Origin of the sequence: Exiguobacterium sp. RIT341 (assembly GCF_000632205.1) — a bacterium.
Classification (GTDB): domain Bacteria; phylum Bacillota; class Bacilli; order Exiguobacteriales; family Exiguobacteriaceae; genus Exiguobacterium_A.
Genome location: NZ_JFYW01000009.1, coordinates 1 through 22,067, shown reverse-complemented (window position 1 = coordinate 22,067; position 22,067 = coordinate 1). Strand labels below are relative to the sequence as shown.

General features: G+C 47.8%; 18 protein-coding genes, 1 rRNA gene and 4 riboswitches. Of the genes, 13 read left to right on the top strand and 6 right to left on the bottom strand.

Features of this window, described 5'->3' with window-relative positions; genetic code table 11:
• Window positions 1-4: 4 nt before the first annotated feature.
• The 6 genes from BW42_RS11065 to BW42_RS11040 all read right to left on the bottom strand — a co-directional run bounded on the left by BW42_RS11065 (window position 5) and on the right by BW42_RS11040 (window position 4,451).
• Window positions 5-760, bottom strand: a complete 756-nt coding sequence (locus tag BW42_RS11065) for an MBL fold metallo-hydrolase (protein ID WP_035410974.1) — start codon at window positions 758-760, stop codon at window positions 5-7.
• Between the two features lie 60 nt (window positions 761-820).
• Window positions 821-1,309: an arsinothricin resistance N-acetyltransferase ArsN1 family A gene (locus BW42_RS11060; RefSeq protein WP_035410971.1), complete on the bottom strand. Its 489-nt coding sequence runs from the start codon at window positions 1,307-1,309 to the stop codon at window positions 821-823.
• A 125-nt stretch (window positions 1,310-1,434) separates the two neighbouring features.
• On the bottom strand, window positions 1,435-1,971 hold the full coding sequence (locus tag BW42_RS11055; RefSeq protein ID WP_035410968.1) for an acireductone dioxygenase: 537 nt from the start codon (window positions 1,969-1,971) through the stop codon (window positions 1,435-1,437).
• A 16-nt stretch (window positions 1,972-1,987) separates the two neighbouring features.
• Window positions 1,988-2,608 carry a methylthioribulose 1-phosphate dehydratase gene (locus tag BW42_RS11050; RefSeq protein ID WP_035410965.1) on the bottom strand — a complete coding sequence of 207 codons (621 nt, stop codon included), beginning with the start codon at window positions 2,606-2,608 and terminating at the stop codon, window positions 1,988-1,990.
• Window positions 2,605-3,264, bottom strand: a complete 660-nt coding sequence (locus BW42_RS11045) for a 2-hydroxy-3-keto-5-methylthiopentenyl-1-phosphate phosphatase (protein WP_035410962.1) — start codon at window positions 3,262-3,264, stop codon at window positions 2,605-2,607. Before BW42_RS11045 ends, BW42_RS11050 begins: the two co-directional genes overlap by 4 nt.
• Complete coding sequence (locus tag BW42_RS11040; RefSeq protein ID WP_035410959.1) at window positions 3,261-4,451, bottom strand: 2,3-diketo-5-methylthiopentyl-1-phosphate enolase; 1,191 nt, start codon at window positions 4,449-4,451, stop codon at window positions 3,261-3,263. Before BW42_RS11040 ends, BW42_RS11045 begins: the two co-directional genes overlap by 4 nt.
• Window positions 4,452-4,521: 70 nt before the next feature.
• Window positions 4,522-4,623: riboswitch (SAM riboswitch) on the bottom strand.
• Between the two features lie 205 nt (window positions 4,624-4,828).
• Window positions 4,829-4,932: riboswitch (SAM riboswitch) on the top strand.
• Window positions 4,933-5,009: 77 nt separating this feature from the next.
• Here BW42_RS11040 and mtnK point away from each other — a divergent pair.
• The 13 genes from mtnK to BW42_RS10975 all read left to right on the top strand — a co-directional run.
• Window positions 5,010-6,176 (top strand): S-methyl-5-thioribose kinase, encoded by a 1,167-nt coding sequence (gene mtnK / locus BW42_RS11035; protein ID WP_035410957.1) that lies wholly within the window; start codon window positions 5,010-5,012, stop codon window positions 6,174-6,176.
• On the top strand, window positions 6,173-7,222 hold the full coding sequence (gene mtnA, locus BW42_RS11030; RefSeq protein WP_035410956.1) for an S-methyl-5-thioribose-1-phosphate isomerase: 1,050 nt from the start codon (window positions 6,173-6,175) through the stop codon (window positions 7,220-7,222). The genes mtnK and mtnA overlap by 4 nt, the downstream gene beginning before the upstream one ends.
• Before the next feature lie 11 nt (window positions 7,223-7,233).
• Entirely contained in the window at window positions 7,234-8,313 is a 1,080-nt protein-coding gene (locus tag BW42_RS11025) for a sugar ABC transporter substrate-binding protein (RefSeq protein ID WP_035410954.1), read from the top strand.
• Entirely contained in the window at window positions 8,310-9,818 is a 1,509-nt protein-coding gene (locus tag BW42_RS11020; RefSeq protein WP_035410952.1) for a sugar ABC transporter ATP-binding protein, read from the top strand. Before BW42_RS11025 ends, BW42_RS11020 begins: the two co-directional genes overlap by 4 nt.
• A complete protein-coding gene (locus BW42_RS11015) occupies window positions 9,815-10,819 on the top strand; it encodes an ABC transporter permease (protein WP_035410949.1) in 1,005 nt (334 codons plus the stop codon). Before BW42_RS11020 ends, BW42_RS11015 begins: the two co-directional genes overlap by 4 nt.
• 364 nt (window positions 10,820-11,183) lie before the next feature.
• Window positions 11,184-12,140 carry a MoxR family ATPase gene (locus BW42_RS11010; protein ID WP_035410946.1) on the top strand — a complete coding sequence of 319 codons (957 nt, stop codon included), beginning with the start codon at window positions 11,184-11,186 and terminating at the stop codon, window positions 12,138-12,140.
• Window positions 12,137-13,219, top strand: a complete 1,083-nt coding sequence (locus BW42_RS11005) for a DUF58 domain-containing protein (protein WP_035410944.1) — start codon at window positions 12,137-12,139, stop codon at window positions 13,217-13,219. The genes BW42_RS11010 and BW42_RS11005 overlap by 4 nt, the downstream gene beginning before the upstream one ends.
• Window positions 13,216-15,288 carry a transglutaminase domain-containing protein gene (locus tag BW42_RS11000; RefSeq protein WP_035410940.1) on the top strand — a complete coding sequence of 691 codons (2,073 nt, stop codon included), beginning with the start codon at window positions 13,216-13,218 and terminating at the stop codon, window positions 15,286-15,288. Before BW42_RS11005 ends, BW42_RS11000 begins: the two co-directional genes overlap by 4 nt.
• A gap of 40 nt (window positions 15,289-15,328) precedes the next feature.
• A riboswitch (purine riboswitch) is annotated at window positions 15,329-15,430 on the top strand.
• A 129-nt stretch (window positions 15,431-15,559) separates the two neighbouring features.
• Window positions 15,560-17,080, top strand: coding sequence for a glutamine-hydrolyzing GMP synthase (guaA, locus tag BW42_RS10995; protein WP_052019142.1), 1,521 nt, complete (start codon window positions 15,560-15,562; stop codon window positions 17,078-17,080).
• 771 nt (window positions 17,081-17,851) lie between these two features.
• Entirely contained in the window at window positions 17,852-18,856 is a 1,005-nt protein-coding gene (locus BW42_RS10990) for a DUF2382 domain-containing protein (protein WP_035410934.1), read from the top strand.
• Between the two features lie 231 nt (window positions 18,857-19,087).
• Window positions 19,088-19,189: riboswitch (purine riboswitch) on the top strand.
• A 135-nt stretch (window positions 19,190-19,324) separates the two neighbouring features.
• Complete coding sequence (locus BW42_RS10985) at window positions 19,325-20,629, top strand: NCS2 family permease (protein ID WP_035411623.1); 1,305 nt, start codon at window positions 19,325-19,327, stop codon at window positions 20,627-20,629.
• 84 nt (window positions 20,630-20,713) lie between these two features.
• Window positions 20,714-21,625: a proline dehydrogenase family protein gene (locus BW42_RS10980; protein WP_035410931.1), complete on the top strand. Its 912-nt coding sequence runs from the start codon at window positions 20,714-20,716 to the stop codon at window positions 21,623-21,625.
• Window positions 21,626-21,944: 319 nt separating this feature from the next.
• Window positions 21,945-22,067 (top strand): 16S ribosomal RNA (locus tag BW42_RS10975); the annotation flags it as partial.

The following is a 22,067-nucleotide window of genomic DNA, read 5'->3' as shown; positions in this document are numbered from 1 at the left end:
GTTCTTAAAATGACATCGTTTCGCCATCTTCCGGAATGAGGAAATGGGCAGAGAGGTGGTAAGCAGCTAAAAAGTCAGCAATCATGTCGCGCCGTAGGAGACAGTGATTGACGGACTCGAGGTGCGAGACGATGATCGTTGCTTCCGCTGCTGCTTCGTGTACGGCAAGGAGATCACGCTGCGACATCGTGATCGGTTCTCCCGTCAGAAACTGGGCAGCCCCACTGTTGACGACGATGATATCTGGTGTATGTTGTTCAATCGCATGCGCGACCTCGTCACACCAGATCGTATCACCTGCGATATAAAGCGTCGGTTCGTCCGGATGCGTGAGGACGAGTCCGGAGACATGTCCCATTCGTTCACCGATTTCACCGACACCATGCTGTCCACCTGTTCGATGGACCTGGATATCACCGATCGTCACACCGGAATCGAAGGAAGAGACGTTCGTGAAGCCGGCTTCTCGGATTTGCCGTGCGTCTTCTTCTTGCTGCGCATAGAATGGCAAATGCTTGGGTAGAAATTGTTTTGCAGCATCATCGAAATGATCCGCGTGCAGATGCGTGACGAAGACAGCGTCAGGATCGAGCAGTGTCTTAACATCGACCGGTAAGTCGACGAGTGGATTGGCGACGGCATTCGGCGTTTGACCGAAAGGAGGTAAACTGCCTTTTTCGCCGAGAAACGGATCGATTAGTAAAACTTGATTGGCATACGTGACGACAAGCGTCGCATTACGAATTTGTTGAATATCCATTAGGTTCATCCTCTCTCAATGACTCGGATTGATTATTCCCTGTCTGGCATTCAATGAATCCTATCGTAAGCGTTTCTCCATCGCCATGACATCGACGTAGTCGCCGTTCAAGCGACCTTGTTCCTTAAATGTCCCAACAATCCGGAATCCGGAACGGATGTAGAGCTTTTGTCCGATTTTATTGAACGGGAAGGTAAAGAGAATCAGCTTATGCATCTGATGATCGCGCGCATGTTGTTCGGCAGTTTCTAACAACTGTGTCCCGATCCCTTGTCCGCGATGTGTTCGAGTAATGTAGACGGAAATCTCACCAACTGTCGCATAGACAGGACGCGGGTTATACGGATCAAGAGAAATGAAGCCGAGGACACCTGTCTCATCTTCTGCGACATATCCAGCGTAGCGATGCGTACGCTCTGCATACCACTGGGTCATGAACGATAAATCTTTTCGATCCGTCTCAAGCGTTGCGATTCGGTCTTCGATGCCTTCATTATAAATGGATAGAACGGCGGGTAAATCATGTTCCGTTACAGGACGAATATGCATGTTGCTCACTCCCCAATCGCTTTTCCCTCATTATATCTGTTACGTGTCGATGTAGTGATATGTTTGTGAGATAAGAAAAAGCGCCGATTCTCCTTATATAGAAGAAATCAACGCTTTTGTCGTTCTTAAGAGACCGTGGATGTCTCGTTCTCGTAAATTGGAACCCACCCATCTGTCGTGACGAAAATTCGAACAGCGACGACTTTCCGATCCTCTTGGAGCGTAAAGTAGTGGCGTGTATTGACAGGAACAGAAATCAAATCACCAGGATTGAGTTCGATGTTATAGTAGCCGACTTCTTCGTCTTTGATCGCGAAGACGCCGTGACCGCTTACGATGAAACGGACTTCATCATCCGTGTGATGATGTTCTTTCTGGAAGTTGACGAGCAACTCGTCAAGGTTCGGTGTCGTATCCGAAAGTGAAATGATATCAGCTGTCTGATATCCACGACGTTCTGATACGTCTTTGATTTCTGGAGCGAACGTATCGAGAATCGTTTGTTTGTCGGCATCCGTCAGTGTGAAGTTCTCAACGAGAGGTGCTGGTAGTTTTGAGACGTCCCATTGTTCGTAAAGAACGCCGCGCGATGCGAGGAAGTCAGCGACTTCCGTTTGATCCGTATACCGTGTGTTTGTTTCTTGGAATAAGACTGTTGCCATGAGATGATTCCTCCTTTTAATAGATAGATTGACGGCATGATTGCAACGTCAACGTATAGTTGAATAAAAACTCGAAGGCTTCGAGGTGTTTCTTTGCTTCAAAGGCGGTCGGTGCCCAGACCGTGATTCCGTGATTGCGAATCAGGACGGCACCGCTGTCCGCTGTGACATATGGCGCAAAAGCAGCAGCGAGTGTCGGGATGTCCGCGTGATTCAGAATGATCGGCACCGTGACCGTCGCATCTTCTTCCCAGTGACCGAGTGCCTTGATGATTTCTTGACCGGAGAAGGTGATACTTCCCTGATCGCCATATAACTCCGAAATCACATTGTTCGCAATCGTATGGACATGCAGGGAACATCCGGCGTTCGTTCGGTTGAACACTTCGACATGGAGCAATGTCTCAGCAGAAGGGCGCCCGGATTGCTCGCCGATCAATTGACCGGTCGCATCGACATGAACGAAGTCGTCAGGAGTCGTCTGCCGCTTATCTTTCCCACTTGCCGTCACAAGAAATTCAATCGGAATACCGGACGTCCGAATGGCGAGGTTACCACTCGTACCAGGGAACCAATCGCGCGCTGCAAGTTCTTGTTTGATGGCGCGTAGTTCTTCATACCGTCGCATGAATGTCATATCGTCACCTCCGATCGTGCTAAATCATGAACGATATCGTGGAACGTCTCAAAAGGTGTATAGGCGATATCATTTTCTTCACACAACGTGATCAGATAATCACGGGCATAGACACGATCCGCTTGTTTTGCGAGTTCGAAGTCCGTCACTGAGTCACCGATGACGATGATGACGTCATCGTCTTTGCATAATGTACGGGCAACGGATGTTTTACAACAGCCGCATCCATTCGTGCAATGGGCATCGCAGGCGTGTGGCCAATCGATGTGGACGAATGGACCACTGAAATCGGCAATGTTACAGTAAATCTGCTCTTGCTCGAGGAACGGTGCTAAGATCGGTTCGACGAAAAAGTCCATTCCACCGCTAACAATCGAAAAATGGATTCCTTGACGACGACTGTACTGAAGCAACTCCGAAAATCCTTCGCGAATGACGGCGCGCTCCATCAAGAAATCAAGATAGTCCGCTTTACCGTCGGACGGCAGAAGCGCGAACATCTGCCCGACACCACTTTGGATCGATAACGTCCGGTCGAGCACGCCACGTTTCAACGGTTCGAAGTCATTCACTGGCGCAAATACCTCCATGAGTGCAATGATGTTATCCTGCATCGTCACGGTACCGTCGAAGTCACAAAGAATTCGTAAGGTCATGACTTGATCCCCCAAGCGTCGAGCGCGACTCGTAATTCTTCATGTCGTGACGCAGCATTCGATAGGGATTCATTTGCGAGTGCCGCATCAAGTGCTTGACGAAAAGCGATAACACCAGCCGCAGCACCTTGCGGATGACCATGTACGCCACCACCAGCGTTGATGACGGAATCGATCCCGAAGTCGCGTACGAGTTGAGCAACGAGTCCTGGGTGAATACCGGCTGAAGGGACAGGGAAAATCGCTTTCGTCTGACCGAGGCGAGTCGCTTCGACCGCGATGCCGCGGGCGACGTCCTTCGGAAGAGCGACATTGCCGTAAGGTGACGGGAATAGTGTTAAGTCTGCACCAGCAACGCGCGGTAATGTGCCAAGTAAGACAGGCGCTGCAACACCGTGGTTCGGGCTGGCAATCAATGCACCGCTGTAAGCCGGATGATTGAAAATGGGAACGTTGATCTCCGGATCACTTGCCAATTCACGTAAGACGTCGAGTCCGTATGTGAAGGTATTCAACAAGAAAGCAGTTGCTCCAGCGTCAATCAATCGTTTGGCTTGATCCTTGAGCGTAAAGACGGGACCACTAAGTGTGATCGCATACAACGCACGTTTACCGGTCCGGTGGAAATGAGCATCGATAACCTCACGTCCGATCCGTGCCCGATCAATCGTCGGTGTCAACGGATTGTCATATAGGATCTCATCGTCCTTGACGAGATCGATCCCACCAGCAAGTTGTCCTTCGAGTTGATCACGAAGGAACGATAAATCGCGTCCGATGACCCCTTTGAAGATGCTCATTAACAGTGGACGATCTTCGACACCAATCAAGGAACGAATCCCTTCAATCCCGAACTTCGCACCTGGAAAATCCGACGTGAATGTATCGGGTAGTAGCAGTTCTGTTAATTTGATTTCACCGTCGAGTGAGAGTTTCCCGAAGACGGTCGTCAAGATCGCAGAAAAGTCGCGCGATACATTGTGTTCCGGGTAACGAATCGTGATATAGCCTTTACCGTCGCGCTCTTCCGTATGTACGACTTCTCCTTTGAATGAGGCGAGTTGTTGTTGCTCAAGATGATTCAGCTCCGTCCAGGAACCAACCGTCAGACCAAGCGCGAGTTGTTCGGCGCGTTGCTCCAGTCGATCGCGGGCGGTCAATTGATAAGTAGCTGTGATGTAAGCCATGTCTTTCCTCCTTCAATAAAAAAATGGTCTCTTGTCAGCGACAAGAGACCATGAATGATTCGAACGTGGACTCTTATCTGTCAGCTTAGTAGCTGCAAGAATTAGCACCGTGCCAAAAGGTCGGTTGCTGCGACATCGTAGGGCTTGTCCCTCCGTCTGCTCTTGATAAGAATTGGATGAAATTGTGAAATCTAATTGCAATTTTTACATGAGAGTCACGACTTGTCAAACTATTTTTAGAAAATTTATTTTTTTGAAAATACTCTTTCTATAGATGGCATGAAAACGATGTCCATTTCTCCCTGATTTTAGTTTGACAGCAGGGAAGAGGATTGCGTAAGATTCAAATCAATATCACACACGACAACTACATACGACTCTTATCGCGAGTTGGCAGAGGGAATTGGCCCGATGACGCCGCAGCAACCGACCACTTGGCACGGTGCTACATCCAACAGACGTTTCGTCTGAGAGATAAGAGGACGCAGTGACTTTCCTGCGCCTCTTTTCGATGACGAAAAGAGGCGCTTTTTCGTGTATCACACAGGGGGAACTGAGATGACATACAAAGCATTTACAGAACAGGACGCGATCGAACGGGTCCGCTCACTAGGACTGATCGGCGACGGAGCCGTCGAAGCAGAAGAGATTGGCGACGGCAATCTCAATCTTGTCTTTCGAATTCGAGAAGGTGAACATCGATTGATTCTAAAACAAGCACTTCCGTACGCGAAAGTCGTCGGTGAAAGCTGGCCACTATCACTCGAGCGGGCGTGGATCGAGCAATCCGCACTCCGTGAATTCGCCCGGCATGCCGTGCCGTTCGTACCGCGTGTTTTTCATGCTAGTCACGACGAGGCGTATACGGCCATGGAAGATCTTTCACATCTGACAATCGTTCGAAGCGGTTTACTCGCAGGTGAACAGTATCCGTTGCTTGCGGAACATATTGGTTCTTATCTCGCTCGGACTTTATTCCATACATCGGACTTTGCGCTTGGTCCGGTTGAAAAAAAACGTGTCGCCCGAACGTACTACAATCCGGACTTGTGCGACATCACGGAAAAATTAATCTTCACGGATCCGTTCCATGACGCGGAGACGAACGAGATTGAAGCCGGGCTTGAAGAAGAGGTGGCACGTCTATGGGCGGACGATGAGTTGAAACGCGAAGTCGCAAAACTCGAAGCGCTTTTCATCACGAAAGGAGATGCGTTGCTACACGGCGATCTACATACAGGAAGCATCTTTGCTTCGGCAACGGAAACGAAAGTCATCGATCCAGAATTCGCCTTTTATGGTCCATTCGGATTTGATGTCGGACAGTTCATCGCCCACTTATTCTTTGCAGCATACCCGGATTATTCAGCACTTCGTGATGCCCGGATTCGCGACATCGATACGTTCTGGCTGACGTTCGCTTCGACGTTCCGCGCCTTATGGGAACGCGAAGCCGTCGAACCATTCCGGACATCGGGACTCGTCGACGATGTACTGAGCACGATCTTGCAGGATGCCCTTGGCTTTGCCGGTTGCGAACTGATTCGTCGGACGATCGGACTCGCACCAGTCGCTGATTTAGAAACGATTAGTTCTATGACGGAACGACTAGAACGAAAACAACATGCTTTACGTTTAGGATCGGCGTTAATCAAACGTCGGACCGAATGCCGGACATTTGATGATTTACGAAACTTCGACGTAACGGAGGAACTTAGCCGATGAGTACATTCGTTCAAAGTATTCGTTATGAAGATCGTGTCTTGACGATTCTCGATCAGACACGTCTACCGCAGGAAGAACACTATGAAGTCATTACCGATCTTGCACAAGCGGTCGAAGCGATTAAACAACTGCGCGTCCGAGGGGCGCCTGCGATCAGTTTATTTGGCGGATTCGTACTCGTTCAAGAGGCGTACCGGTTTGAAGCAGAACTGTCGATCTATAAGCAGACTTTGCTTGAGACATCAGCGACGTTACTCGCGACACGACCGACGGCTGTTAACTTACGAAATGTCCTTGATCAATTGAATCCAATCATTCAAGACGGGACGTCGGTAGAAGAGATCCGCGAACGGCTCGAGCAGCGAACGATTGCCTTATACGATCAGGATGCGCAGACGTCACGTCAAATCGGGATTCATGCACTTGAATTGTTCCAGTCAGGTAACCGGATCCTAACGATCTGTAATGCTGGATCGATTGCGACCGCTGCTTATGGAACAGCACTTGCGCCGTTCTATATCGCAAAAGAACGCGGCATTGAATTATCTGTTTTTGCGAGTGAGACGCGACCATTACTGCAGGGAGCACGACTGACGACATGGGAGCTACAACGTGCCGGCATCGATGTCACGCTAATTACAGATAACATGGTCGCCCATACGCTGAAAGAAAAACAGATCGATGCAATCATCGTCGGGGCGGACCGGATTACACGCAACGGAGATACGGCGAATAAGATCGGAACGTTCCAACTAGCATTACTCGCTCAAGCTTTCGGTATCCCGTTTTACGTCGCAGCACCGCTCTCGACGTTTGATTTCTCACTTGTTTCCGGAGACGCGATCGAAATTGAAGAACGTGATCCGCAGGAAGTGACGACTGTCCAAGGTGTTGCGACAGCACCAGAAGGAGTTGCTGTCTTCAACCCAGCCTTTGATGTCACACCACACACCTTAATCACGGGCATCATCACCGAACTTGGTGTCATCACGCAACCGAATGAAGAAACGATTGAACAATTAACAGGGCTTCAACCCCTTGGATAAGGAGATATGTCATGAAAAAACTAGCTTACGCCGTCCTAGCACCGGCACTGTTACTAGCAGCTTGTGCGAATGGAGAAGCCACGACGAAAGTCGTCAAGGATGTACCAAAAGGAGTTCAATCGGACGTCAAGATCGCCGTCATCCGTAACCTCGCATCGGACGACCATACGAAGCAATTCCTTGATGGCGCACGAAGTGAAGGAGAAGCGCTCGGCTTTAAAGTCAGCACGTTCATTTCGGAAGGTAACGATGTCAAGTTCAAGGAACTGGTCGCGCAGGCGATTCAGCAAGATTATGATGGGCTCATCATTTCGCACGGTAAGGAAGACTATGCCTATGACATGATCAAACCAGCAGTCGATAAAGGACTGAAGGTCGTGACGTTCGATACGGTCACGAAGAAAAAAGGGGCATCTCTACAAGACGTGACGGAAACGTTCCAAAACGATCATCAACTTGCGAAGCTATCACTCGATGAAGTGACGAAGGTGACGGACAAAAAGCCGGTCCGTGTCATCAAACTCTGGTTCGGACCAGGTTTTGCCCCTCTCGATCGTCGTCAAGAAATCTATAAGACGTACGAAGCAGACGGCAAAATCAAAACGCTTGAGACGGTTGGACCGACGAACTTCCAAGATGTCCAAGGGGATATCGCGACAAAGATGAATGCCATTCTCGCGAAATACCCGAAAGGAAGCGTTGATGCCGTTTGGGGAGCATGGGACGAAGTCGCAAAAGGCGCTTACAAATCGCTCAAGGATAATAAACGTCAAGAAATCCCATTGATCTCGATCGATGTCTCAAATCAGGACATCAACCTGATGCGTGAGAAAGGCAGCAACTGGGTTTCGACGAGTGCGGTGGATCCATTCCTGATTGGACAAACGGACATGCGACTACTGGCTAAGAAAATCGCCGGAGAGAAGACACCAGATAGCTTTGATCTCGATGCGAAACTCGTTGAGCAGAAGGCATTGAGGCAGGACACAACGATGTATAATCTCGATACGATCATCAAAGGTTGGAGTACGTCGGATAAATTCAATGAGCCGTGGATGGACCGGTTGCGTGACGTCCATAAAAAACAATGACGTCTATCAATCATCACCTGGAAATGACCGGGATTTCACTTGCGTTTCCGGGAGTCCAGGCACTCAAGCAAGTCTCCTTTGAGGTGAAGTCTGGTGAAATTCATGCGCTTGTCGGTGCGAATGGTGCCGGTAAGTCGACGCTGATGAAAGTCTTATCTGGAGCGGAAACAGCGGATGAAGGAATCATCCGTCTTGACGGGAAAGAACTGTCAATTCAATCTCCGCGTGATGCAAAACGAATCGGGATCGATCTCGTCCAACAAGAGGTTGATGTGGCGCTTGTCCCGTATTTGACGGTTGCTGAGAATATCTGTCTCGATCTGTTGACGGACGGAACAATGACGGGTTTGGTATCCCAACGCCGTTACATACAGCGTGCGAAAGAAGCGTTAGCGACATTACAGGCGGATATTTCCGTCAAGACACGTGTCGAAGAATTACGTCTTGCTGAAAAGCAACTCGTATTGATTGCACGCGCCCTCGTTCAGGAACGTCGTTTTTTAATTTTGGATGAACCGACGGCACCTCTCAGTCAGGCGGAAACAAGCCATCTCTTTTCAGTCGTGCGTCGTTTAGCGGAACGGGGACTTGGGATCATTTTCATTTCCCACCGCCTACAAGAATTGTATGACATTTGCGACTCCATCTCGGTCATGCGCGACGGTCAACTCATCTCGCGACATCTTTTGACAGACATCACGAAGGAAGCTGTCGTTGAGCAGATGCTCGGGCGTAAGCTTACGTCTGTCGCGAAAACGTCACGGATCAATGCGACGAACGTACTGACGGTCGAGAGTGCCACGAATGCGGACGTCCGCGACATCTCCTTGACGGTTCAAGCAGGGGAAGTCGTTGGTATCGCGGGTCTTGTCGGTGCCGGTAAAACGGAATTATGCAAAGCATTATTCGGTGATCGCCCGTTTCAGGAAGGGGAGGTTCGTATAGGTGGAAAAGCCCATCGCCTTTGCAATCCACAAGCTGCGATTCAAGCGGGAATCGGTCTCGTTCCGGAAGAACGGCGAAAAGAAGGAATTCTTGTTGCCGATTCTGTCGCAGAAAACCTGACAGCAGCGGCAGCTCATGATTTCGTCAACCGCTGGGGACTGATGGATCGTCGTAAAGAAGTCGAACAGGCATCGAAATGGGTCAAGGAGCTGGGCATCAAAGTGGCAGACGTGAAACAGGACGTAGGTCAACTATCCGGTGGGAATCAACAAAAAGTCGCCATCGGAAAATGGTTACTGACCGATGTTTCTGTCCTCGTCTTAGATGAACCGACGAAAGGTGTCGATGTCGGAGCTAAACAAGATATCTATCGTCTGATTGACGAACTCGCGCAACAACAAAAAGGGATCCTTTACGCGACGAGTGAATGGGATGAACTTTTGACCGTCACGGACCGAATCTACGTCATGTTCGATGGACGGATTGTCCATGAAACGAAGACGGCGGATACATCAGAAGAAACCTTGTTGTGGTATGCGACAGGAGGAGGGCAACGATGAATGAGGTAGTATCAAAACAAACGAATCGGGGGAAAGGTTTACGTCCGGTCCTTGGATTCTTGAACGACTGGGGGATCGTCCTCGCGATCCTTGCCCTCGTCCTGTTTTTTGCGACGACGGCTCCAACATTCCTACAAGGGACGAATTTGATTAATATTTTACGAAGTATCTCCATCGTGACGATCATCGCGATTGGTTTGACGGTTTCATTGACGATTAATGGATTTGACTTATCCGTAGGATCAACTGCAACACTTGCAAGTTCCTTCGTCGTCTCATTCTTCGTTTGGTACAGTCTGCCACTCGGTGTCTCGATTGGTTTAGCACTTCTCTTATCTCTTAGCGTTGCTCTGGTGAACATCTTACTCATCGTCTGGTTTAAGATTCCGGATTTGTTTGCGACGCTTGCAACGATGTTCATCGTCGAAGGTGTCGCAATGACGTATACCGGTGGTGGTTCAATCAGTGCCGGAATGCCGCGCCTGGACGGTACACCAACAGTCGGCACGATTCCGGAGGCTTTCGCGAAAATCAGCCAGGCGCCTTGGATCATCGTCATCATGCTCGTCGTCGTCGCTGTGACACACGTCTTCTTAAGCCATACGCGACACGGTCGTTTTCTCTATATCATCGGTGGGAATCCGGAAGCCGCACGACTGACAGGAATTCGTGTCAACCGCTACCGGGCACTCGCGTATCTGATTGCTGGGTTACTTGCGGCAATCGGTGGGATTTTGCTTGCGTCACAAGTCGGATCGTCGCAAATCAACGCCGGGTCCGGTTACTTGATGCCAGCGGTCGCAGCTGCCTTCATCGGCTCGTCGTTCGCAGGGCAAGGAAAACCGAATGCCCTTGGCACACTCGTCGGGGCTTGTCTCGTCGGGATTCTTGAAAATGGTCTTGTCATGTTGTCTGTTCCATACTATTCGTTGAATATCATCAAAGGGCTGGTCCTTGCGGTCGCACTCGCGACGACCTATGCGCGGTATCGGAAAAAATAATTAAAATTCGACGTTTCATTTATAACATATTCGGTAATATTCAATATATGAAAGGATGGTGATGCACATGAATGATTACCAATGTAGAGGGAACGATCGCATGTCGCTTCTGAAAGAAGAGGATCACCGGACTTGACGAACGTTGTCCATTGACACGGAAGTATTCGTGTTTTACGTGCAACTGCACGGTTCAAGAACGGATCACGGCATGTGTTCGTTCCTGAAACAAATAAGGGGAAACGCTACGGCGTTCCCCCTTTTTCACGTGCTTGAAACTGCTCGTATTTCTTTAAAAGCATAGCGGAATATGAGATGATATAAAAAGTCAGAAAATTCAACTACTACGAGAGCAAGGGGCCTGACAATGCGAACATACACTAAGGAGATTCAAGCGATTATCGACAACGTAGAGAAAGTCATCATCGGTAAGGAAGATGTCATCACACAATCATTGGCAGCATTACTAGCGGGCGGTCACGTCCTATTAGAAGACGTACCGGGAGTCGGGAAGACGATGCTCGTCCGTGCGTTCAGCCGATCGATCGGGTTGACCTTCAAACGTGTTCAGTTCACGCCAGACCTACTTCCGTCAGATTTGACGGGTGTATCGATGTATAATCAGAAAACAAGCCAGTTCGAATATAGACCGGGTCCTTTAATGGGAAACATCGTCTTAGCCGATGAGATCAACCGAACATCACCAAAAACTCAATCTGCCTTACTGGAGGGAATGGCGGAAGCGAACGTCACCGTCGATGGTGAGATTCATACGCTTCCGAATCCCTTTTTCGTCATGGCGACACAAAACCCGATTGAACATGAAGGAACGTATCCGTTACCAGAAGCACAACTCGACCGTTTTCTCGTCAAAGTCAAAATGGGTTATCCTGATTTCCAGCAAGAAATGAAGTTGCTCACGCGTTTTGAACGGGATGAACCAATCGAAACACTCGAAGCTGTGATTGGTCGCGAGCAATTGCTCCAGATGAAAGAAGACGTCAAGAACGTCCATGTCTCACAGCCTGTCAAAAAATATATCGTCCATCTCGTTCAAGCGACACGGACGAATGGGTCACTCTACCTCGGCGCGAGTCCTCGTTCTTCGATCGCCTTGATGAAGGTCGCGCAAGCGTGGGCGTACATGGAAGGACGCAGTTTCGTTTTGCCGGATGATGTTAAACATCTCTTGATTCCAGTCCTGTCACACCGCCTGATTTTGACAGCGGATGCGCGTTATCACGGTCAATCGTCGGAACGGATTTTAGAACAGATCAAAAAAGAGGTTGCTGTACCGATCCAACAAGACGTGGAGTCCCTATGACGAAGTGGCAAATTGGTTGGCGTTACGCTGTATTACTTTTGACGACGGCAGCCTTATGGGCATATGCGCGCGTTGATGGCGGAAATGTCGCTTCCTTGCTGTTTTACGTCATGGCTGGTCTGACCGTCTACTGGACGCTCTTCCTCGTTTGGCCCGTCACGCAGGCACTTGCGACGCGCGAAGTATCGAACAAGATGCTCGTTGCTGGAACCGATATCCCGGTTTCCTTACGGGTTCGTCGACGTTTTCCGTTTCTCGTCGGAGCCGTCGAAGTGACGGAGGTGATTCCGAACGAACTCAGTGAAGAAAAACTCGATATCAGCCGTCCACTCCGAGCCCATTACCGGAAGACGGAGCAAATCGATTACACGATACCATCGATTCGTCGAGGGGTGTATCAGATTCCAGGCTGTATCGTCGAAATCACGGATCCATTCGGGTTATTCAAGCGGAAGCGGATGTTTCCGGTCGAGACGTATCTTGCGATTGAACCAGCGCGCCTTGCCGTTCAGCTTCCCCATGAGGAAGACCGTGGCGATGGCGGGATCTCACCGGTGTCACTTGATCTTCGCCAGTCGTCCTTTACCGTCGTCGGGGTCCGGGAATACGTCAGTGGGGATCGGATGAATCAGATTGACTGGAAAGCGACAGCGAAACGCCAAGGGTTGATGACGAAGACGTTCGAACGAGAGCAAGAACGGGAGACGACGATCGTCTTTGATGAGGGAACGGAGGCGGGTGAAGCCTTCGAACGTGTCATCTCGATGCTCGCAGAAACGACGGATCAGTTGAACAAACGACGACTGAGCTATCGGATCCATCTCGTCGGGCATGCCGTTCAATCATTGTCGTTACCACTTGAAGGAGCGAAACTGACGCATTACCTGATGACGGCGCAACCGAGTCGGACGCGGACGTTCATCGAGTCATGGGAGTACTCGTCCAAGGCGCTTCGATTGAGCGGGAATGTCCTCTTTATCACACCGGATCTTGAATCAAACAATGAACTATGGATTTCGAAGATTAATCAAGAAGCCACCGTTCATGTCTATACACCAGAACGGAGGGGAGTGCGATGATACGACGATTAATCTGGAACGCCATCGCAGCAGCCCTTTTGACTTGTTTCATGCCACCACTTCTCGAACTGACTACATTCGAGCATCTTTGGTCCTTCTTACCGATGCTGTTCCTGCCTTTACTGTTATCGCATCTCGCGCGACGTTACTTCTTACTTGGCAGTCTCGCGGGGCTACTATTGTCGTTCTACTTGATTTTGACACCGGGTTCTGCACCGTGGGGAATTTTTACGGAAATCAGCTCGGATATTCGAAGTGTCATCAATGGTGAATTACCGGGACGACCAGCCTTTGCGCTGTCGATTGGTTTGATCAGTTTCTTGATCGCTTATCTCGCGCGCCGGACGTTCCCGAATCGTGGGTTCGTCTTCGGACTTGCCTTCGGAGTCATCGGGTTCATCGCCTATTGCGATACCTGGACGGATTACTCGGGAGAGACGTTCATTCTTTATCCGATCATCTTGTCTTTGGTATTGCTGTATGCGACGGAGGTCAATGAACGACCGCGTGCTTCCTACGTACGCCCACTAAGTGCCTTATTCATCATGGGGGCTGTTATCGTCGCTGCTGTCCAAAGTCCTGTCATCAATGCGACATGGCAAGACAGTTGGTATGATTTGACGTCTGATCTTGAAGGGGAAGGGGAGCCGACAAATGCGATTCAAAAGGTCGGATACGGTAACAACGATGAGCAACTCGGAGGACCATTCCAAATGGACGACCGGGAAGTCTTCCAAGTCGAAAGTGAAGGGAACCGCTACTGGCGAGTCGAGACGAAAGACATCTATACTGGTAAAGGCTGGGTCTTATCGAAGTCAAACCCTGAAATCGATGGACGTGGTTTTTTCTCGACCTTCGGTACAGAGGTCAAGACCCGCGAAGAGACAGCAACATTTGAAATGGCGCGTGAATTACCATTCGTGCCATATAATGGTGACAATGTACGGGTCGAAGTGAATCAACAACGACAAAATGTGTTGGTTGACCCCGAGAATCAAAAAATTTCGTATCTCGACGAGGCGGATCGTCAACGGAACTATCGAATCGACTATTCGTACCCACTCTTTACGGAAGAACAGCTCCAGACAGATGAACCCGTCAATTTATCTGAGAATGAAACGGAGCGGTATCTCCAACTGCCGGAAGGTTTACCGCAACGAGTTCGTGATTTAGCGGAACAAATCGTCGAGGGTGAGGAGACACCATGGGACAAAGCACGGGCGATTGAAAATTATTTCGAAGAAGAAAACTTTGAATACAATACAGAAGATGTTGCTGTACCGAAAGAAAATCAGGATTACGTCGATCAGTTCCTGTTCGAGACGAAACTCGGATACTGTGATAACTTCTCGACATCAGCCACTGTATTACTTCGGGCAGCTGGGTTACCCGCACGCTGGGTGAAAGGATTCACGGGGGGCGAATCCGACGTCATCGGAGCTGCCGTGACGAGTTATACAGTACGCAATAAAAATGCCCATTCGTGGGTCGAAGTTTACATTGAAGGACCAGGCTGGGTACCGCTTGAACCGACAGTCAGTTTCGATGGAGCAGGACAATACACGATCGATCGGGAAACGAACAACGAGACGGAACAAGCAAATCCGCAACGTGAGACAGAAGATAATACGGAGACAACGACGCCAAATCGTCCTCAAGAAAATCTTCTCGATGAAGAACAGACGACTAGCGCCGGACAGACGGAGCAGAAGTCAATTCCATTTTGGCCAATCTTCCTGACGGCACTTGCTCTCTTGTTCCTCTACTTGTTCAGAAAACCGATTATTCGGACGCTTGCGATTCTCTTCTTCCGGAGACAGATTGAACGACCGGAAGGATTCCGACGGATGTATCGGTATCTCTTGCGGCGTCTTGATAAAAAAGGATTCCATTATCAAGATGGTCGGACGCTTGCGGAACTTGCTCACGAAGTCGATGGGTACTACGAGACGTACGCGATGCGACCGTTGACGGATGCTTACGAGCGGATGGTTTATGGTGGAGAATCATTATCGGCTGATAAAAAACGTGAATATTTCGAAAATATCATTCGTCATGTAGAGGGTTGATATTTACGAAACGATACAGGTACAATGGGAACAACGTAAATCACACACATGCAATCTCCTTTGTATATACTCGCGAATATGGCGCGAGAGTCTCTACCGGGTCACCTTAAACGACCTGACTATGAAGGAGCAGACCCTTCGTATACATTTTTTTGTGAAGCGGCCTGCTCTTTTTCCATTTTATCCATGGGCGAAGAGCGGGCTTTTTTCATAGGGTACGCATGAAATCAGAAAGGCGGGAACAGATTTGGAAGCACATTTGGACCAGGAAATGATTCTCGTCCTCGATTTTGGAGGACAGTACAATCAATTGATCACACGTCGTATTCGGGACCTTGGTGTCTACAGTGAATTGCATTCGCATAAAATCACTGCAGCTGAAGTAAAAGAAATCGCACCTGCTGGTATCATCTTCTCAGGTGGTCCACGTAGCGTCTACGCGGAGGATGCGTACCGGTGTGACCCGGAAATCTTCGACCTCGGTATTCCAATCTTCGGAATCTGTTACGGCATGCAGCTCATGTCACAACATTTCGGCGGAACAGTGGAACGTGCGGGACATCGTGAATATGGAAAAGCCACATTGACGTTACAAGACCCGTCACCGATGTATGCGAACTTACCGCTAGAACAAACGGTCTGGATGAGTCACAGTGACCTCGTCACATCTGTGCCAAACGGATTCGTTATTGATGGGACGAACGTGTCATGTCCAATCGCTTCGATCAAGAACGAAGAGTTGAAAATGTATGGTGTGCAGTATCACCCAGAAGTAAACCATACGGTCTTTGGAAAAGAATTGCTCAAGAACTTCCTCTTTGAAGTCTGTAAATGTGCAGGCGACTGGTCAATGGAGAACTTCATCGAAATCGAAGTAGCGAAGATCCAAGAACAAGTCGGCGATAAAAAAGTTCTTTGTGCCCTTTCAGGTGGTGTCGACTCGTCTGTCGTCGCAGCCTTGATCCACAAAGCAATCGGTGATCAATTGACATGTATGTTCGTCGATCACGGTTTACTGCGTAAGGGAGAAGCGGAAAGCGTCATGAAGACATTCGCGGATCACTTCCACATGAACGTCATCAAGATTGATGCTCAGGATCGTTTCCTCGATAAACTCCGTGGTATTTCGGATCCGGAGCAAAAACGTAAAATCATCGGCAACGAGTTCGTCTACGTCTTCGATGAAGAAGCTTCGAAGCTGACGGATATGGACTTCCTTGCACAAGGTACACTCTATACGGATATCATCGAGAGTGGTACGGATACGGCACAAACAATCAAATCACACCACAACGTCGGTGGACTGCCGGAAGACATGCAGTTTGAATTGATCGAACCGATCAACACGTTGTTCAAGGATGAAGTCCGTGAACTCGGGAAAGAACTTGGTCTTTCTGATGAAATCGTCTGGCGTCAGCCGTTCCCAGGACCAGGTCTCGGGATTCGTGTCCTTGGTGAAATCACAGATGAGAAACTCGAAATCGTTCGCGAATCTGATTTCATTCTTCGTGATGAGATTAAAAAAGCTGGACTCGAGCGCGAAATCTGGCAGTACTTCACAGTCCTTCCTCCAATCCGTTCGGTTGGTGTCATGGGCGATGAGCGGACATACGACTATGCTGTCGGAATCCGCGCTGTTACGTCAATTGACGGGATGACTTCAGACTGGGCACGTATCCCATGGGACGTGCTTGAGAAGATCTCGGTTCGAATCGTCAACGAAGTCCAGAACGTCAACCGCGTCCTATACGATGTGACGTCGAAACCACCTTCAACGATTGAGTGGGAATAAGAACTAGACTTGCTGAGAAAATTCGTCTCATGAAGCCTGTCCTATCAATGTGTTAAAGGGGATAGGTGAAATGAAGTCTGTTTCACCTTCAACAATTCGATTTCAAAATGAAGCTCTCTTTTGTTCACATTATTTGTGAATGGAAGTGAGCTTTTTTCGTAACCAATCGCATCGAACTGTTGGATGACATTAGACAAAATCAATTTATTCGAGAGATTCAATTAAGATGTATCGAGATATTTTGTTAGTTTTTACTGGAATATATAATAAATCATTAAACGGATAGGATGCACGCTCTCATAATAGATTGGGCATGAGCTGAAGTCGATCGACTAGATTATGGTTTAGTCATAAATTTGACCATGCTATGATGTGGCTGTGTTTGTTTTTCATATCAATAAAAAATATTATCGTATAATTCCGGGGACAGGGTTTGAAAGACTTTACAGGAACACCGTAATGATTGCTATTATGGCGCACATACAACATCGTACGTTTATTGAAACGGCTTTTACTTCTTAGGTAAGGGTCTTTTCTTGTTGCGTAGCATGACTAAAACGTTTTAAACAGGAAAAATTTTAATAATTAACATGCTCTAGTAAACAGGATCAATACATTCCAAAAAGACTTCAATAATTAAAAAAGGTGTACAAAAAATTCAGGTTTAATCAGAAAAAAAGTAGGGGAAATTCAAACTGTTGGCATATAAGATTGATTTTCAAGAGCTAATTATTATTTTTTGTGGCATTTATTAAAAAGGAGGAAGAGATCATGACGAGAAAAGAAGATACATTTATCCAAGTATTTAATACCCAAGCGGAAGTACTGAGTAAAGTAAACGAATTGAAAGCGCAGGGATATGACGAAAGAGATATGTATGTCGTGGCTCAAGATAAACATTCCTTCTCCATGGTAGAGAATCAGACAAACGTCAATGTAGATACTGCCGGTGAACAAGAGCACCAAGGATTTATGGGGAAATTCATGGCTGCCTTTTCAGACGACTCTTCTACGGAAGCCTTCCGCGGAATGGGCTTATCGCATGATGAATCAGAAGAATACCGTCGTCAGGTAGAAAGCGGCAAGCTGGTTTTATATGTAGACAGCGACTATGGCGATTCTTACGAAAAGCATAATCAAAGCTACAACCAAACTTCTGGAGTAAACGATAATCAATATGATCGCACGGGAGTCGAAGCAAATCGGGATCACAACGACCATCTCTCTGATAACGGCTCTCTTTCCCGGACAGATCGAGACCAAGGCTACGACAACACTTTAAGTGCAGACCGAAGCCAAGACTATGACGATACTCCAGGGGTCGATCGGTCTGGTGCAGATCGGACTGGCGTTACTGAAACGAACAGTGATACAGAAGAAGAACGCCTTCGCCTGCATGAAGAACGGTTAAATGTAGATAAAGAAAGAGTGCAAACAGGGGAAGTAAACGTCAGTAAACACGTAGTCGAAGATCAACAATCGATCGAGGTGCCGGTAGAGAGGGAAGAAGTTTATGTGGAACGGCGTAAAGTGGATCATAATGCGTCGGGAACAGATGCTTTTGTAGATGAGAACGACTCCATCCACGTACCGCTTTCAGAAGAAAAGGTAGTAGTATCAAAAGAAGATGTAGTCTCTGAAGAAATTGTTGTTGGAAAACGTAAAGTGCGAGATACAGAAACTGTATCTGAAACGGTACGACGCGAGGAAGCAGATATTGATGAAGGTACGGATACGAGAACGGACGTAGAACGTGACGATCATAAACGACTGTAATAGATCAAACTAAGAGGGGAGATAGCGATCAGCTATCTCCTTTTTTAAGGAAATTAAAAAGAATAATGGATGCCTCATTCATTACGTCTTTTTACTACAAATTAAAGATAACTCAAAAATAACGCTTACAAAACCGAACGTTCGGATAAAATAAGTGGTTAAATTTCGTTTTTATGGTTGACCCATGAATTTGACCGTGCTACGATGTGTCTGTTCTTATTTTTCATACCACTAAAAAAACATAAATAATGCCGTATAATTCTGGGGATAGGGCCCGGAAGTCTCTACAGGAACACCGTAAAGGTTCCTACTACGGCGCACATGCAACATCGTGCGCTTATTGAAACGGCTTTTACCGCTTAGGTAAGGGCCGTTTTTCGTTTTCAAGGAGACGGCTTATTTGGAAGGAAGGCAATCATGAGCACACAATTGAAACAGCCACACCAACCGAAAGCAAAAGAAAATGCGATTGCGCGTTTCTTTGATTTCAATGGGCTTGGTACGAACATGCGTACAGAGTTCATCGCCGGCATGACGACGTTCTTCGCGATGGCGTACATCTTATTCGTCAACCCGAACACATTAGCAGAGGCAGGCATGGATGCGGGAGCGGTATTCGGTGCTACAGCGCTCGTCGCAATCATCGGTTCCATCACAATGGGAGTATTTGCGAATTATCCAATTGCGCTTGCACCGGGTATGGGTTTAAACGCCTTCTTCGCATATAGTGTCGTCATTGGCATGGGTATTCCATGGCAAACTGCACTTTCGGGCGTTCTCGTCTCAGGTCTCGTCTTCATGGTATTAACGGCTTCAGGCATTCGTGAAGTGATCATCAATGCGATTCCAGAGCCGTTGAAAATGGCAGTCGCAGCAGGTATCGGTTTGTTCATCGCCTTTATCGGCTTGAAAACAGGTGGTTTAGTTGTCGCGAACGAAGCAACACTTGTTTCGCTCGGTGACCTAAGCAAGGGAACAACACTTCTCGCAGTATTCGGTCTTGTCGTATCAGCTGTCTTGATGACACGCGGTGTCAAAGGCGCGATTTTCTTTGGAATGATTATAACAGCCATTGCCGGAATGATTTTCGGATTAATTCCAGTTCCGACTAGTTTTGGTGAAATCGTTTCAGCACCACCAAGTATTGCACCGACCTTCGGACAGGCATTTCTTCACTTTAATGAAATCTTCACGGTCCAAATGATGATCGTCATCCTGACTTTCTTCTTCGTTGATTTCTTTGATACAGCGGGCACGTTGGTTGCGGTAGCAAACCAAGCGGGTCTAATTAAAGAAAATAAAGTACCACGCGCAGGTCGCGCATTAATCGCTGACTCAACAGCAACCGTAGCCGGTTCGATTCTCGGAACATCGACGACGGTTTCATACGTTGAATCCAGTGCTGGAGTCGCAGCAGGCGGTCGTTCAGGGATGACAGCCATCGTTACAGCATTGTTCTTCGGTCTCGCTTTATTCTTCTCACCGTTACTCGCGATCATCACTGCGCCGGTCACAGCACCCGCATTGATCATCGTCGGTGTATTGATGGCAGCTTCATTGCTGCAAATCGATTGGAAAAAATTCGAGTATGCGGTTCCGGCTTTCTTGACCGTCATCATGATGCCATTAACGTATTCGATCGCAACAGGGATTGCATTCGGTTTCCTCTTCTACCCGGTCACGATGATCGCAAAAGGACGAGCAAAGGACGTACACCCAATCATGTACGTATTATCACTTGGATTCCTCGGTTACTTCATCTGGTTGCACTAATTCAAACTGCGTCTTTCTTCTATATAGAAGAAAGACGTTTTTTTGTTAGGGAGAGGGTAAGGGAGAAGAGAGAGGGTGATTCAGATGTTACAGCAGATTACTGGACCTGTATTCGAGTACTTGGCTGAGAATAAGTTACTTATTCAATTCGCCAGAAAAGTCGGGTTACCACTTGGTGGAACATTGTTCGTCGGAGGGCAGGGCGCGGAAGAGACACTCGACACAGTCAAACAGTTCAATCAAGATGGACGAGCGGCGACAGTAGATTGTTTAGGCGAATTCATCGAGACTGAACAAGACGCAGTAGATATTGCGAATGAATGCATCAAAGTCATCGGACAAATCAAAGCATATGATCTAGATGCACAAGTATCTTTAAAACTTACTTCAATCGGATTAAGGATTGATCCAGATATCGCCTATCAACAGTTGAGTCGTATTGCAGAGGTTGCTGATCAGAGAAATATGCGTGTGACAGTCAACATGGAAGAAGCAACGATGGTTGAGTCGATTGTGCAAATATTTGAACGCGTGCATGAACGATATCCGAACGTCGGAATTGCATTACAGGCAAATGTATACCGCAGTCGTTTTGATCTAGAACGTCTTCAGGCAACAGTACGTGTCGTCAAAGGCGCATACGATGGAGACGATGAAACCTATATTCAACCTAAAAAGACCGTCGATGAGACGTACCTTCAATTAGTGAAGATTAATTTGTTAGAAGGCAACTACACGCAAATCGCGACACATGATGAACAAGTTATTCAGCAAATCATTGACTTTACTCAAATGAAACAAATTGATCCATCACGGTTTGAATTTCAAATGCTTCAAGGCATGCGACCAAAACGACAACAAGAGTTAGTTCGACAAGGTTATCGTGTCGTCATCTACGTTCCGCATGGTTTGGACTGGTATACGTATTTGATGAGACGGCTAGCAGAACGCCCAGCGAATATCGCGTTTACAGTAGGCGCCATGTTAAGAAGGTAAAGACTTTGCGAAGAGGATTTAAACTCTTTGCAAAGTTTTTTTAAAATAATGCTTGTGTTTGTCGAATTTTGTTGTTATATTAATAAATGTTCCAGCGAGACGCCTTTTATAAACGGTTCGTTGGGGCTGAAAAGTTTTTTAAAAAGTATGGTTGACATAAACAAAACAACCTGTTAATCTATTAAAGTCGCTAAGGCGACAGACGAACTTTGAAAACTGAACGATGAGGCAAAAATCGTATTCTACGGAATACAAAAACGAATGAAGCGCAAGCTTCGTCAATCGTGACTCCGGTCACAACAACGAGCAAGTCAAACACTTTATGGAGAGTTTGATCCTGGCTCAGGACGAACGCTGGCGGCGTGCCTAATACATGCAAGTCGAGCGCAGGAAGCTGACGGAACTCTTCGGAGGGAAGGCAGTGGAATGAGCGGCGGACGGG

What these genes read in the sequence shown, in the direction of transcription:
- BW42_RS11065 (WP_035410974.1), bottom strand. Translation starts at nt 760, where the DNA reads ATGGATATTCAACAAATTCGTAATGCGACGCTTGTCGTCACGTATGCC.
- BW42_RS11060 (WP_035410971.1), bottom strand. Translation starts at nt 1,309, where the DNA reads ATGCATATTCGTCCTGTAACGGAACATGATTTACCCGCCGTTCTATCC.
- BW42_RS11055 (WP_035410968.1), bottom strand. Translation starts at nt 1,971, where the DNA reads ATGGCAACAGTCTTATTCCAAGAAACAAACACACGGTATACGGATCAA.
- BW42_RS11050 (WP_035410965.1), bottom strand. Translation starts at nt 2,608, where the DNA reads ATGACATTCATGCGACGGTATGAAGAACTACGCGCCATCAAACAAGAA.
- BW42_RS11045 (WP_035410962.1), bottom strand. Translation starts at nt 3,264, where the DNA reads ATGACCTTACGAATTCTTTGTGACTTCGACGGTACCGTGACGATGCAG.
- BW42_RS11040 (WP_035410959.1), bottom strand. Translation starts at nt 4,451, where the DNA reads ATGGCTTACATCACAGCTACTTATCAATTGACCGCCCGCGATCGACTG.
- mtnK (WP_035410957.1), top strand. Translation starts at nt 5,010, where the DNA reads ATGACATACAAAGCATTTACAGAACAGGACGCGATCGAACGGGTCCGC.
- mtnA (WP_035410956.1), top strand. Translation starts at nt 6,173, where the DNA reads ATGAGTACATTCGTTCAAAGTATTCGTTATGAAGATCGTGTCTTGACG.
- BW42_RS11025 (WP_035410954.1), top strand. Translation starts at nt 7,234, where the DNA reads ATGAAAAAACTAGCTTACGCCGTCCTAGCACCGGCACTGTTACTAGCA.
- BW42_RS11020 (WP_035410952.1), top strand. Translation starts at nt 8,310, where the DNA reads ATGACGTCTATCAATCATCACCTGGAAATGACCGGGATTTCACTTGCG.
- BW42_RS11015 (WP_035410949.1), top strand. Translation starts at nt 9,815, where the DNA reads ATGAATGAGGTAGTATCAAAACAAACGAATCGGGGGAAAGGTTTACGT.
- BW42_RS11010 (WP_035410946.1), top strand. Translation starts at nt 11,184, where the DNA reads ATGCGAACATACACTAAGGAGATTCAAGCGATTATCGACAACGTAGAG.
- BW42_RS11005 (WP_035410944.1), top strand. Translation starts at nt 12,137, where the DNA reads ATGACGAAGTGGCAAATTGGTTGGCGTTACGCTGTATTACTTTTGACG.
- BW42_RS11000 (WP_035410940.1), top strand. Translation starts at nt 13,216, where the DNA reads ATGATACGACGATTAATCTGGAACGCCATCGCAGCAGCCCTTTTGACT.
- guaA (WP_052019142.1), top strand. Translation starts at nt 15,560, where the DNA reads ATGATTCTCGTCCTCGATTTTGGAGGACAGTACAATCAATTGATCACA.
- BW42_RS10990 (WP_035410934.1), top strand. Translation starts at nt 17,852, where the DNA reads ATGACGAGAAAAGAAGATACATTTATCCAAGTATTTAATACCCAAGCG.
- BW42_RS10980 (WP_035410931.1), top strand. Translation starts at nt 20,714, where the DNA reads ATGTTACAGCAGATTACTGGACCTGTATTCGAGTACTTGGCTGAGAAT.